This window comes from Dyadobacter sp. CY327 (assembly GCF_021390415.1).
Classification (GTDB): domain Bacteria; phylum Bacteroidota; class Bacteroidia; order Cytophagales; family Spirosomataceae; genus Dyadobacter; species Dyadobacter chenhuakuii.
Genome location: NZ_JAJUXJ010000007.1, coordinates 458,620 through 472,079 on the forward strand (window position 1 = coordinate 458,620; position 13,460 = coordinate 472,079).

The following is a 13,460-nucleotide window of genomic DNA, read 5'->3' on the forward strand; positions in this document are numbered from 1 at the left end:
ATATGAAATTATTCGGATCGGACATTAGGCCTGCATTTTACTCCTTGTTAATCGTTTTGCTTTGCCATGGGGTTCAGGCGCAGCAAGTTTATGAGCCCAACTGGCAGTCACTTGAAAATCACAATGAAGTCCCGGACTGGATGCGGGATGCGAAGTTTGGGATTTATTGTCATTGGGGCGTGTATGCGGTGCCGGCTTATAATAATGAGCATTACATTCAGCATATGCATAACGACAGCCCGGATTATTCGAAGCTGGGGACTTATAAGCGGCATCTCGCGCTTTACGGGCCTTTGGAAAAGTTCGATTATCACGACTTTATTCCAATGTTCAAGGGCGAGCATTTCAATGCGAATGAGTGGGCGGACCTGTTTGTGAAAGGCGGTGCGCGGTTTGCCGGCCCGGTTGCCGAACATCACGATGGTTTTGCGATGTGGGACAGTGATCTTACGCCTTTCAACGCGAAGGATATGGGGCCGAAAAGGGATGTTGTGGGTGAGCTGGAAAAGGCGATCCGACAGCGGGGGATGAAGTTTTTCACCTCCCTGCACCACGAACTGAATTACACCAATGTAAAAATGAAACCCGGCTGGGCAGGTTCGGATCCAAAGTATGCGAAGCTCTATGGCTCGACCATGAAAAAGGAGGAATGGGACCAGATGTGGATGGACAAATGCAAGGAGCTTATCGACAAATACCATCCCGACGTGATTTACCACGACGCCTGGCTCGAACAGGTGCCTGAAAAAAACCTGCAAACGTATCTTGCACATTATTTTAACGAAGCGGAAAAACGCAAGCAGGACGTGATTGTGACGTATAAGGGCGAAGATATTCCCGCCGGCGTTGGCATGGAAGACCATGAAAATTCAAATCCCAAAAACATCATAGCAAAGCCCTGGCTATGCGATTATTCCATCGGAACGGGCCTCTCTTACTCCTGGGGCTACACCGAAGGCATGGAGATTCGCCAGCCCAAAGAGATTATTCATACATTGATTGAAGTGGTCAGCAAGAATGGGCAAATGCTTTTGAACCTCTCACCTAAGGCTGACGGCACATTTCCGGACGACCAGAAAGAAGTGGTTTATAAGGTTGGGCGCTGGATGTGGTCGTTTGGCGAGGCTATTTATGACACCCGGCCATTCAGTGTTTTTGGCGAAACCACGGCCGCAAATCAAAAGGTTTATTATACTAAAAAAGGAAAGACCCTTTATGCCATTTTCCTGGACTGGCCGGGTGATAATGTGGCTGTCAAACTCAAAAACCTCACTTCACAAAGCGTTAACGGGAAACTAAAAAGCGTACATCTGCTGGGCCTGAAAAATCTGGTGAAATGCGAAAACACACTATCTGCCAGCGGATTAACACTCACAGTTCCTGCAAAAACCAGGATTCCCTCTGACCTCGCTTATGTCTTCAAAATTGAAACGGAATGAAAAAGTATAGTTTAATGCTCGGGTTGTTTTTGTTTGCATTTGCATCGCTGGCGCAAGTCAAATCCGGTGATGCAGGCAGTAAAAAGATCAACATTTACCTGGCCGGTCCGGTCAGCAACCGCATAGCGTTTGGTGCCATGAAACTATCCGAAGCGCTCAGGCAGAATGGCTTTGCAGTGACCATGTTGCCGAAATCTCGTAAAATGCCGCGTTCGGGCAAAGTGAAAACTATTTTCATTGGCATTTCCAGCGATGAGTTAATGGAAATGAACATGAAGGATTTGCCTGAGACTCCGGCAAAAAGTCCGGGTAAGGAAGGTTTTCAAATTTTATCGTCCGGCAGCAAAGTGATCCTTTCCGGTTCCGACGCGTCGGGTGCTTTGTATGCCTGTCTGGAACTGGCTGAACGGATAAAAAATGAAGGCAAAATTCCGGAGAACCTGGCGATTTCCGACCAGCCTGAAATGGTGCTGCGCGGGACTTGCATCGGCATTCAAAAGCCCGTTTATCTTCCTGGTCGCACGGTGTATGAATATCCTTACACGCCTGAGAATTTCCCCTGGTTCTATGATAAGGCACTATGGATCAAGTATCTGGATATGCTCGTCGAGAACCGGATGAACTCCCTTTATCTTTGGAATGGGCATCCTTTTGCTTCATTGGTTAAGCTCAAAGATTATCCCTACGCGGTTGAGGTGGACGACGAGACATTTCGTAAAAATGAAGAGATTTTCAGCTTTCTCACCCAGGAGGCCGACAAGCGTGGGATTTGGGTGATCCAGATGTTTTACAATATCATTGTTTCGAAACCATTTGCCGATAAGCACGGGATCAAAACGCAGGACAGAAAGCGTCCGATCACCCCTCTAATCGCCGACTACACCCGAAAATCCATCGCCGCTTTTGTCGAAAAGTATCCGAATGTTGGCTTGCTCATTACGCTTGGGGAGGCCATGGACGGGGATGATACGGACGTGGAATGGTTTACAAAAACCATTATTCCAGGTGTAAAGGAAGGTTTGTCACAGCACGCAATCCAACCGCCGATTGTCCTTCGCGGGCATGATACGAACCCGCAGCTCGTGATGAAAGCCGCACTGCCGCTTTACAAAAATCTGTACACGATGAATAAATACAACGGCGAGGCTTTAACGACTTACCAGCCCCGCGGGCCATGGGCGAAAATGCACCGGGAAATGAGCGAGCTGGGTTCTACACACATTGATAATGTGCACATTTTGGCCAATTTAGAGCCATTTCGGTATGGTTCTGCGGATTTTATTCAAAAAAGTGTCCAGGCGATGCACGACGTTCACGGTGCCAACGGACTGCATTTGTATCCCGAAGCATCCTATTGGGACTGGCCTTTTTCAGCGGACAATGTTACACCACGCCAGCTTCAAATGGATCGTGATTGGGTTTGGTACAAAGCCTGGGCACGTTACGCATGGAATTGCCGCCGCGGCCGGAATGAGGAAATTGTCTATTGGACCAAACAATTGGGTGATGATTTTGGCATAAATAATCACGGAAAAGAGGTGTTGGAAGCCTATGAGCAGGCAGGCGAAATCGCGCCAAAGTTATTGCGGAGGTTTGGGATCACAAACGGAAACCGGCAGACGCTCACATTAGGCATGACCATGAGCCAGCTGGTTAACCCCAAAAAATACAGGGTATGGGCGGAGCTTTATAATTCCGACGGACCTGAGGGTGAAACGCTTACGGAATATGTCCGAAAGGAATCGCGTGGCGAAAAGCACGTGGGGGAAACGCCGGTGCAGATCATTGACGAAGTGGCGGAGCACGGAAAGTTAGCCGTTGCGGCCATTGAAAAAGCAGCGCCGCATGTGAGTAAAAACAAGGAAGAGTTCGCACGCGTACAAAATGACATGTATTGTAATCAGGCGCTAGCCGATTTCTTTGCTGAAAAAGTGAAAGCAGCAGCGTCGGTTTTGAAATATCAAAATTCCAATAATATTAATGATCTTGAAAACGCGATTCCATACCTGGAAAATAGTGTAGTACATTTCCAACGGCTCGCTGATCTGACTAAAAATACCTATTTGTATGCCAACAGCATGCAAACTGCCCAGCGACGCGTACCGGTGGGCGGGGACGATGGCAAAAATAAAACGTGGGTGGAATTGCTGCCCTACTACCAACAGGAATTGGAACATTTTAAGGGCAATGTTTCAAAGTTACGCGCTGGTGCAAATGTCGCAGCGGCAGCACAAGCAATGCTCCAAGTCGCTGACGTTACATTAAAAGACAAAAGTCTGAAACGGATCAGCTGGGAAACCGGCCAGAAAGTCTTCTCAGATCGCGCCACCAAAATTTCCGGAATAGCGCAAGCTTTGCAGCCGTTGCAGGGAATTCAGTTTTCAGCGCAGGATCGGGAAAGTAAGCAGACGCGGATTACGTTCACGAATGACAAGCCGGTTGACGTGCTTGTAGGATATTTCCAGGATAAGGACAAAAAGTTTTTGGCAGCGCCCAACCTTGAAACCGACGCCAGCGCGAATGATCGCGGCGAAGCTGAGGTCCGCATTGCCAATGCTGTAAAGCTATCGGACCTGCCGGAAGTGAATGTGCACAGTTACCGGTTTCCAGCAGGAGAAAATACACTTATTTTAGGCCAGGGAAGGGTTCTTGTACTCGGATTCATTGAGGCAAACCAGGATTTAAAAGCAATGCAGAACGACGCAAAAGCAAACGCTTCAACCACATTGGACTGGCTGTTTGAATAATATTAGCGACAAGTTAGCTGCTTAAAATTCCCGTATCCAAATGTTGCGGAAACTCACGCGGCTGCCATGTTCCTGCAACCGCAATGGCAGCTTCGATTCGTGATATTCGTATTTGGGATAGCCCTGGTAAACCATTGGTCCTTTCAGTTCCACGTGATTGAGGATCAGCACATTATTGTGCAGGACCGTCATGTAGGCCGGTGTTTTCAATGTCTTGTCGGCATTGAAAACCGGCGCAGTGAAAACAATGTCAAAGGTTTGCCAGGCCTGCGGCTTGCGCGCCGCGTTTACCAGCGGAACGTGTTGTTTGTAAACGCTTCCGGCCTGTCCGTTGTAGTAGATCCGTGTTTCGTAATTGTAGGATTCGTAGATCTGTAATTCGTAGAGTCCCATCAGAAACACACCGCTATTGCCCCGGTTCATGCCTTTATCTTCTTTTGGATCGGGCGTCTTCCATTCAACATGAACCTGCGCATTCCCAAATTTCCGCTTCGTCTGAATGTCCGTCGTCTTAGGAACGATCGTCATTCCCTCCGCATTAACCTCCCATTTCACGGCCGACCCATCCAGGTGCACCCACTGACCCAAATCCTGCTTCCCGCCAAATAACACAACTGCATCAGAAGGCGGCATATCCCGCTCCCCAGGCATCACAACCGGCGGTTTCACCGACCAGTCTTCCGTGGCAGAAGCGGGTGGGAGGGTTTGGGCGGGCGCTACCACGTTCAGCAGCAGATTTAAAACTAGGATTGCAGAAATTTGCTGATGTTTCATATTAGTGTTACAAAAAGGGGCACGACTTGATGAGAAAAGCATTTCACCGCACCTTCATAACCCCTTTCATCACGAACGAATGCCCGGGGAAGCTGCATATGAATGGGTAGTCGCCTGGTTTTGGGGCGGTGAAATAGATGGTTTGGGAGGTTTCGGGTTGGATGAGGCAGGTGTGGAAGAGGACGGATTTAGTGTCCGGGATGTAGCCGGCATTGGTGCCGTTGAGGCCCATATCCATGGCCAGCTGACCCACTTCTTCGCCTTTTCCCGGTGTGATAACCACCAGATTATGAAGCATGTCATCATTGTTATCGAACACGAGCTTCACCTTGCTGCCTGCCTTCACTTCCAGAATTTCTTTGTCAAATTTCAACCCCGGCTTGGTGGCCATATTGATCGTCACATCAGCTCCCGTTTTCCATTCTGAGGGCTGCTCGTGAATGGATTTGGTAGGATCAGTCCCGCAGCCTGTCGCTGATGCGGGTGCTTGCGAATGTGCCATGGCATGGTGCGTATGGCTGGTGCCTTCTGGGAATGAATTAATGGTGTAATAGGCCTCGGGATGAAGCAACTTTTCGCCTTTCGGTGTCGCCAGGTTTGCAATTTTTAACTCATGAATGTAGCCTGCACGAAGCCCGTTAACAGTCAGTTTCACCTTTGTCCCATCTTCTGAAATTTCCGCTTTTTCCACATGGCAATTTCCTGAATTGATAACCGGGCTGCCGTATTTTTTGTGGTAGCTGTAAGTAAAACCGGTCATTTTATAATTCTCTGTGGCACCAGCAACCGCTTTGTCTATGGGTTTGGTAAATTCAAGTTCAAAACCGGTTGTTGTAATGCGCATTGCCTTGATTTCCAATGGGAATTGTTCTGGAAAAATCAGTCTTTGTAAACCAAAAAGCTCTTTCCCGGTCGACGCCCAGCCGCGGCTCGTCATGCCAACAAATAGGGAGTGATCGCTTCCCCAGGCCATGCGCAAAATACCAGAAGCAAAGCCCTCGCGAAATGGAAAACAAGCGCCCTGATACTGGCCATTCACTTTTTCCAAAAATGCACGCATAATTTTGCTATGCCCTTGATCACCAACGAGCAGCTGCCCTTTGAAAGGCCCGGCTTCTTCCGAATCCATGGACACGATCGCAGAAGTGGAAATGCCCATCACCGTGTGTGGAAACCAAATGCTCGGGACTTTGAAATGCGGTTTCCCCATTGCATAATCGTACATAATGCCAATGGAATCGGTAAAAGAGGAGCGTTCCAAATCAATAGGTGAACCTGGTTCCGATGCCCATTTCAACCCTGCCGGATGCCCTGCGAAATCGCCTGCGTTCAGGTGCGTGATGCGCCCTGAGCCGATCCAGTCGCCCTGGTTTTCTGCCACGAAAATGTCTCCGTAAGCATTCAGCCCAAAGGCTGCCGGCGAACGCATACCCGTGGCAAAGGGCGTCATTTTGCCATCCTCTGTAATTTTAAGCATCCATCCGCGCCATTTGGTAAGGCTTTCGCCGCGGCCCACCCAACTCAGATTAAGCGTCACCAACATTTCGCCGTTCGGCAGGATCAGCGGGCCGTATGAGTATTCGTGATAGTTTCCGGAGATCGGCCAGGAGTAAACGGTTTGGAACAGGTCCGCCAGGCCATCGCCGTTGCTGTCCGACATTTTGGTGAGCTCGGAGCGCTGCGTAGTATAAAAAGCGCCCTTCTTGTAAGCCAGCCAAAGCGGTTCGTGCAAGCCGCTGGCAAAGAGCGAATAACGTGGCGTCCGACTCCTTTTCTGATAAGGATCGTCAATCACCCAGATCTCGCCGCGCCTTGTGGCCACGCCGAGTTTGTCATCATCGGTGAATGCCAGTCCGCCTACTTCCAGCATAATGCTGTCGGGCACAGGCACTGTCGATATTTTGTAAAATTTACTTTCATTTTCTAAAACATTCTGAGCAAAAGCATTCACCGCGCAGATGAACAACAATGCAATAATTGCGCACCTTACCATATTATATTGTACTTAATCGTAAGTGTATCTTTTTGAACCGGCAGAATGAGTTGTTGGCGGCCATTATCGCGGCGGAGAATCGGCTTCACGCCTCCCGTTTGCAGATTTTCTATATAATAGCTCTTATCATCCACGGCATATCCGCCGCCATTTGTCTGCTCGATCACCCTTCCTTCCGCCAGCAAGAGATAGGCAGTCGTTCCGGGTTTTGAAGCTGTTTTTATTTCTCTTGTTAACCCTGCATTATCATTGTCTGCACTGATAAGATCTTCAACAGTAGTCCCATTAAGTGTATAAAAATAAATGGGTAATCCACTGTTAGTCAGTTTATAACCACGGTTTGTGAAAACGCCTTCCGCTGTTTGGGCTGAATCTGGCCATGGCGCTTTCGGAGATGATAAATTGGCCAGCAGGGGCTTTTGGGCCAGTTCGAGTTTGGCGCCGAGTGGTATTTCGAGTTGCTTTTCACCGCGTTCCGTCCACATATTGGAAACATCAATAAACCGTCCGTGCCACGCCGACAGCAAATTATAACGCTTCATATCGTACGCATAATTGTTCCCGTTCTTTTCCTTTGCAGAAGTCGAGGCCGGAATGCCGACGGAGGCCGTGTAGGGATTGATTTCATTGCGATGCATCATAAATCCGCGTTGCATCGCAGGCTTGTTTTTGACTTTATATTCCAGCGGTTCAAAGCGTTCGCTCACACGCATGGAAGCCGGTGTGGTAAGCGATTGCCAGGGAATTTGCGGACCTTCATAATGCAGAACGAGGCATTCGTCCGAATTGGAGTAAATGATTTTGAATGGGTATTTTCCCTTTTTGAGCGGATGTTTGGCATAAAACGCACGCTCAAAATCCCGAGTCCCTTTATTATCGATGATCCGTTTTCCATCCAGGTAAAACCATGCGCCGCCACCAGCGATCATTTTGAACAGATAATCTCCGTCGCGTGGAATGTCCATTATGCCTTCCATCGCCAGCTGCGATTTGCGGTCGCCAACCAAATGCGAAAGAGTGTCCGTCGTGCCGGTGCGTTTGGGTTGCAGCGATGCCAGTGTGTCAGGATTTTTGTGCAGGCCCTGATAAACCTTGAATTTCGTATCTGATATGCGGATCAAATCCCCGTTGTAGGTTTTATATCGAATGTTCCTGATCGCAAAGGGCAGATCGTTTCCAATGAATGTCAATGAGTAATTTGAATTTTTCCCAGGCGTATTAATGCTTCGTTTTTCAGCCCTATTAACAAATTCCTGGCCATTCAGCAAGATCTTCTTGAATCCTGCCGGTTGCTTTTCTTTTCCATCTTTATCTAAAACCGGCGCTTGAAATTGGATCGCTAAATGTTGCCACAGACCAGGCGCTTTGGCTCCGGGATTGACTTCCTTCATCCAATCATCTGTTATTTTGATGCCATAGCGATCATGCAGCAGAATTTGGAAAGATGCGCCCTTAGACAAAAGGAAATCCAGCTCAATATCGGAATTACCAAACTGTGCTTTGCTGGTGAGTGGATGATTCTGTTTCAAAGGTTTATAAACCAAAATTCCCTTTCCCTTCGTCTCGTCAAGGTTTCCTGTTTGCTTCCGGTCGGCGGACACATTGCCCGCGATATGCCAGGAATTATTATCCGGACTGCCGAATTGTTCCAGATTATCCAGCCTTAATGTATCGAATGGAAGGCTTTGTGTGTCGGATTGCGCGAAGGCGAGCGGTGCGTACAAAATCAAAACCGCTGACAGGAGCTTTTTGGCGAATATTGGGATAGGCATCATTGAAGTCTTGTATTCACTTACCAGGAAATAGTATTACAATTATAGTATTTTATTTTCTGTTATTATTTTTTATTTTCTTTTATTTTCGCAAATTTGCTTTTGATATGTAAAACCTATCTATTTGTGCAATCTTTATGTTTATTTTCTGTTCCGATATGATTACTTAATAGTTTTCCTTCTATTTTTAGGTAAAAACCATAAGGACTACAAACTATAACATAAATGCTCGCAAATCAGAGAAGGGACAAAATACTGGAATTACTTAAAGAGGACGGCTCGGCGAAAGTGATTGACCTGGCCAAACTTTTCAAAGTAACCGAAGTGACAATCCGGCAGGATCTGGACAAGCTGGAAAAGGATGGGCTGGTCACCAAAGAACACGGCGGTGCTTTTTTGAAGAATGTAGAAGACCAGGTTCGCAACTTTTCACTGGCTAACCAGGAACATCTGGATAAAAAAGAAGCGATCGCGGCAAAGTGCATGGAATACATTGCCAATGGCGACACCATTATCCTGGATTCGGGTTCAACAACGACGGAAATAGCTAAAAAGCTGAGAGGCAGCAACCGGCATCTGACCGTGATTACCAACGCATTGAACATTGCATTGCTGCTCGGCGCGGAAACGGGGATAGAAGTGATTATGACAGGAGGCGAGTTCAAGCCGCCGACATTGTCGCTTACAGGGCAGAAGGCCGCAGATTTTTTCAAAGGGCTTAATGTGCAGAAGTTGTTTTTGGCCACGGCTGGCTTATCGCTGAAATCGGGCCTTACTTACCCCAGTATCAGTGATTTAGTAGTAAAAAAGGCAATGATCGACGCGGCTGACACAACTTACCTGGTAGCAGATTCCACCAAAGTAGGCAAAAGCGCTTTCGCAAGTTTAGGAGCCCTGTCCCTAATAGACTATGTAATCACCGACGCAGGAATCGAAGAAAAACACAAACAGCTTTTTCACGACAATGAAATTGAATTAATCATAGCTGGATAAAGAACATTCTGGCTCAAAAGAAAAAGAAAAAGCCCCCAAAGGGCAAAAAAAATCCTGGCTCATAAGATCCCCAGGTTGAAACCTGAGGCCAAGATATGATTCAGCCCGATGGGCTTTTGTTGCCAGTAGTATATAAAAAGCCCATCGGGCTGATCAATAAAATGGCCCCGGGTTTTAACCCGGGGATCAAGAGATAAAGAAAAAGAAAAGCCCCCCAGGGGCAAAAAATATCCTGGCTCATAAGATCCCCAGGTTGAAACCTGGGGCCATGATATGATTCAGCCCTATGGGCTTTGGTTGTCAGTAGTAAGTAAAAAGCCCATAGGGCTGATCAATAAAATGGCCCCGGGTTTCAACCCGGGGATCAAAAGAAAAAGCCCCATCAGGGGCATAAATATCCTAGCCCCAGGTTTCAACCTGGCGGGAAATAAAAAAATCAAAATGAGCGAAAAAGGAAGTATAGGGGTGATCATAGGGAACAGGGATTTTTTTCCGGACAGGCTGGTCGCGGAGGCGCGTGTGGAAATTATTGACCTGCTGGCAAAATTGAAGATCAACAGCATTATGCTCGATACCGAGGATACCAAACTCGGCGGCGTCGAAACGTTCCAGGATGCACAGAAATGTGCAGCATTGTTCCGGAGACACCGGGATGAAATCATCGGCGTACTCGTGGTTTTGCCCAATTTCGGTGACGAAAGAGGAATTGCAGAAACATTAAAACTGGCCGAACTCAATGTGCCGGTGCTGGTACAGGGCTATCCCGACGACCTGGATAAGCTCGATGTGGCCCGGCGACGGGACTCCTGGTGCGGAAAGATTTCTGCTTGTAACAATTTATATCAATTTGGCATCAAATATACGCTGACCACCAAGCATGTGGTGCATCCGTCGGATCCCACTTTTGTGAAGGACCTATTGGATTTTACGGCCGTTTGCCGTGTTACCAAAGGGTTGCGCAATGTTCGTATCGGCGCTATCGGCGCACGTCCCGGAGGATTCAACACCGTCCGTTACAGCGAGAAAATATTGCAAAGAAACGGTATTTCCGTTGTGACGGTCGACCTCTCGGAGATTTTGGGCAATGCGAACAAGCTCACCGCCCAGGATGCAAGCGTGCAGCAGCGTCTGCAGCGAATCCGCGATTATGCTTCCACAGGGCTGACGCCCAATGAAGCGTTGATCCAGATGGCTAAGCTCGATGTGGTGCTGTCGGATTTTATGCAGGAAAATTCACTGGACGCAACGGCCATCCAGTGCTGGACTTCCGTGCAAAAGAATTATGGCTGCAACGTGTGTACGAGCATGAGCATAATGAGCGAAAATATGCTCCCGAGCGGCTGTGAAGTGGATGTAACCGGAACATTAAGCATGTACGCTTTGCAGCTTGCATCCGGCTCGCCGAGCGCACTAGTGGATTGGAATAACAATTACGCAGATGACGATAACAAATGTGTCCTTTTCCACTGCGGAAACTGGGCGAAATCCTTCCTGCCCGACATTGAAATCAGCACCGCGCCGATTTTAGGAACGTCTGTGGGAGAGGAAAATACATTTGGCGCATTGTCGGGGCGCACGCCTGCTATGCCGCTTACATTCGGCCGCATCAGTACCGACGATCCGCGCGGCGTAATGAAGGCATACATTGGTGAGGGCAGGCTAACGGATGATACATTAAAAACATTTGGTAACCGGGCCGTTGCCGAAATCCCAAACCTGCAAAATTTAATGCAATACATCTGCCGCAATGGTTTTGAACACCATGTGGTGATGAACGCATCCAAAACAGCGGGCATTCTCAAAGAAGCATTAGGCAATTATATGGGCTGGGAAGTGCAGCTTTTTGATAATTAGTAGTCAAGAAAAACCATGTCGGAAAAGGAGTTAGCGCAGAAATCGGTGGAGTACCGCAAGAAAATCCTCAAATACATTTACCAGGCCAAAGCCGGGCACACCGGCGGCAGCCTGTCGTGTATTGATATCCTGAATGTGCTTTACAACCACACGATGCAGGTGGACGCAACCGATTTCACTTCTCCCGACCGCGACCGTTACATTCAAAGCAAAGGGCACACGGTGGAAGCACTATATGTAGTGCTGGCTTCCCGGGGATTTTTTCCGGAAACCGATCTGGAAACGCTTTGTCAATATCAATCACATTACATCGGACATCCGACACGTAAAGTGCATGGTGTTGAACAGAATACGGGCGCATTGGGTCACGGTCTTTCGCTGAGCGTGGGCACTGCCATTGCGGGCAAACTGGATAAAAAAGATTACCGCGTTTTCACGGTTTTGGGCGACGGCGAACTGCCCGAAGGTTCCAACTGGGAGGCAGCATTGTCGGCAGCGCACTATAAGCTCGATAACCTGTGCGCGATTTTGGATAAAAATACATTGCAAATCTCGGGGCCGACGGCCGATGTCCTGAATACGGACCCGGTCGATAAAAAATTTGAGGCTTTTGGCTGGGAAGTGCGGCATGTAGACGGGCATGATATCAAACAATTGACTGAGGCATTTGATGCGCTGCCTTTTGCGAAGGGCAAGCCAAGCCTCATTATTGCACATACGGTAAAGGGTAAGGGCATCAGTTTCATGGAAAATCAGCTTAAATGGCACCATGGCGTTCCAGACCCCAAGCAGTACGCGGATGCCGTGCAGGAACTCGATTTGTATGGAGAAACGCTGGCTTCGGCTTAAAATAAGAGATTGATAATCAAAATGGATAGCACGGTGGATGCGACTATTGAAAACATTGCGGTTGCGCAACAGACCAACCTGGAAGTTTTTTCCGGCGTTTTGCAGCTGCTGGCAGAGACGGACAAGGACATTATCGTCGTAACCAGCGACTCGCGGGGGTCGGGAAAGCTTGTTCCTTTTGGCCAGAAATTTCCGGAGCAGATCATTGAAGTTGGCATTGCGGAGCAAAATCTTGTAGGAGTTGCGGCCGGCATTGCATCGACTGGAAAAAAGGTTTTTGCGGTTTCGCCAGCTTGTTTTCTCACAGCCCGCGCTTTGGAACAGATCAAAAATGACGTTGCTTATTCCAATAATCCCGTAACGCTCGTGGGCATCAGTGCCGGTGTGAGTTACGGCGCATTAGGCTCTACGCACCACAGTTTGCACGATTTTGCGGTGTTAAGGACCATTCATAACCTCATTATCGTGGCCCCGGCCGATAATTTTGAAGCGGAACAGGCCGTGAAGCTCGCAGCAGAAACCGACCTGCCGGTTTACATTCGCTTTGGTAAAAAATCAATGCCTTTACTGTCTGCCGAAAAATCATTTGAATTTGGAAAAGGCCGCATAATCAGGGAGGGAAGCGACCTGACCATCGTTGCCACGGGTGAAACTGTAGAACATGCCTGCGCCGCAGCACAAAACCTCGAACAGGAATTTAATATTACCACGACCATTGTGAGTATGCACACGATCAAGCCTCTGGATTACAATCTGTTAGCTGAGATCGCTGCTTCGGGAAAACCCATCATTACCGTAGAAGAACACAGTGTGTATGGCGGGTTAGGGGAGGCTTGTGCTTCATTTTTATTCCAGAATAACTTTCGTAACCCTTTCAGAATCATCGGTATACCCGATGAATATACGGTTACAGGCTCCCAGCAGGAGATCTTCAATCATTATGGGATTTCGAAGGAGGGTATTACGCAGGCTGCACTTGCCCTTTTGGGTGAATAAATAAAATCAGGTAGGGGTAAAGTTTTCCGTGATAAGTCAGGAA

9 protein-coding genes are annotated in these 13,460 nt (G+C 48.1%); 6 read left to right on the forward strand and 3 right to left on the reverse strand.

Annotated features, from left to right (window positions below; all coding sequences use genetic code 11):
- The first annotated feature begins 2 nt into the window (after positions 1 to 2).
- Both LZG74_RS18190 and LZG74_RS18195 read left to right on the forward strand, forming a co-directional pair.
- On the forward strand, positions 3 to 1,439 hold the full coding sequence (locus tag LZG74_RS18190) for an alpha-L-fucosidase (protein ID WP_233797954.1): 1,437 nt from the start codon (positions 3 to 5) through the stop codon (positions 1,437 to 1,439).
- Positions 1,436 to 4,186 carry a hypothetical protein gene (locus tag LZG74_RS18195; protein WP_233797955.1) on the forward strand — a complete coding sequence of 917 codons (2,751 nt, stop codon included), beginning with the start codon at positions 1,436 to 1,438 and terminating at the stop codon, positions 4,184 to 4,186. Before LZG74_RS18190 ends, LZG74_RS18195 begins: the two co-directional genes overlap by 4 nt.
- A 21-nt stretch (positions 4,187 to 4,207) precedes the next feature.
- On the opposite strand, the gene LZG74_RS18200 is transcribed toward LZG74_RS18195, so the two are convergent.
- From LZG74_RS18200 to LZG74_RS18210, 3 genes are read right to left on the reverse strand one after another with little or no spacing between them, the layout of a single operon-like run.
- Positions 4,208 to 4,960: a DUF1080 domain-containing protein gene (locus tag LZG74_RS18200; protein ID WP_233797956.1), complete on the reverse strand. Its 753-nt coding sequence runs from the start codon at positions 4,958 to 4,960 to the stop codon at positions 4,208 to 4,210.
- 43 nt (positions 4,961 to 5,003) lie between these two features.
- Positions 5,004 to 6,953 carry a plastocyanin/azurin family copper-binding protein gene (locus tag LZG74_RS18205; RefSeq protein WP_233797957.1) on the reverse strand — a complete coding sequence of 650 codons (1,950 nt, stop codon included), beginning with the start codon at positions 6,951 to 6,953 and terminating at the stop codon, positions 5,004 to 5,006.
- The gene (locus LZG74_RS18210; protein ID WP_233797958.1) at positions 6,947 to 8,728 is read right to left on the reverse strand and encodes a PA14 domain-containing protein; all 1,782 of its coding nucleotides are present in this window, start codon (positions 8,726 to 8,728) and stop codon (positions 6,947 to 6,949) included. Before LZG74_RS18210 ends, LZG74_RS18205 begins: the two co-directional genes overlap by 7 nt.
- A 222-nt stretch (positions 8,729 to 8,950) precedes the next feature.
- Between LZG74_RS18210 and LZG74_RS18215 the strand changes: the two genes are divergently transcribed.
- The 4 genes from LZG74_RS18215 (at position 8,951) to LZG74_RS18230 (ending at position 13,417) form a co-directional block, all read left to right on the forward strand.
- Positions 8,951 to 9,718, forward strand: coding sequence for a DeoR/GlpR family DNA-binding transcription regulator (locus LZG74_RS18215; RefSeq protein WP_233797959.1), 768 nt, complete (start codon positions 8,951 to 8,953; stop codon positions 9,716 to 9,718).
- Positions 9,719 to 10,159: 441 nt separating this feature from the next.
- Entirely contained in the window at positions 10,160 to 11,572 is a 1,413-nt protein-coding gene (locus LZG74_RS18220; protein ID WP_233798818.1) for an L-fucose/L-arabinose isomerase family protein, read from the forward strand.
- A gap of 15 nt (positions 11,573 to 11,587) precedes the next feature.
- Positions 11,588 to 12,421, forward strand: coding sequence for a transketolase (locus LZG74_RS18225; protein ID WP_233797960.1), 834 nt, complete (start codon positions 11,588 to 11,590; stop codon positions 12,419 to 12,421).
- A 21-nt stretch (positions 12,422 to 12,442) separates the two neighbouring features.
- Entirely contained in the window at positions 12,443 to 13,417 is a 975-nt protein-coding gene (locus LZG74_RS18230; protein ID WP_233798819.1) for a transketolase family protein, read from the forward strand.
- The last annotated feature ends 43 nt before the right edge of the window (positions 13,418 to 13,460 follow it).

Coding starts and splice junctions, on each gene's coding strand:
- LZG74_RS18230 (WP_233798819.1), top strand. CDS start 12,443: ATGGATAGCACGGTGGATGCGACTATTGAAAACATTGCGGTTGCGCAA.
- LZG74_RS18215 (WP_233797959.1), top strand. CDS start 8,951: ATGCTCGCAAATCAGAGAAGGGACAAAATACTGGAATTACTTAAAGAG.
- LZG74_RS18200 (WP_233797956.1), bottom strand. CDS start 4,960: ATGAAACATCAGCAAATTTCTGCAATCCTAGTTTTAAATCTGCTGCTG.
- LZG74_RS18220 (WP_233798818.1), top strand. CDS start 10,160: ATGAGCGAAAAAGGAAGTATAGGGGTGATCATAGGGAACAGGGATTTT.
- LZG74_RS18210 (WP_233797958.1), bottom strand. CDS start 8,728: ATGATGCCTATCCCAATATTCGCCAAAAAGCTCCTGTCAGCGGTTTTG.
- LZG74_RS18190 (WP_233797954.1), top strand. CDS start 3: ATGAAATTATTCGGATCGGACATTAGGCCTGCATTTTACTCCTTGTTA.
- LZG74_RS18225 (WP_233797960.1), top strand. CDS start 11,588: ATGTCGGAAAAGGAGTTAGCGCAGAAATCGGTGGAGTACCGCAAGAAA.
- LZG74_RS18205 (WP_233797957.1), bottom strand. CDS start 6,953: ATGGTAAGGTGCGCAATTATTGCATTGTTGTTCATCTGCGCGGTGAAT.
- LZG74_RS18195 (WP_233797955.1), top strand. CDS start 1,436: ATGAAAAAGTATAGTTTAATGCTCGGGTTGTTTTTGTTTGCATTTGCA.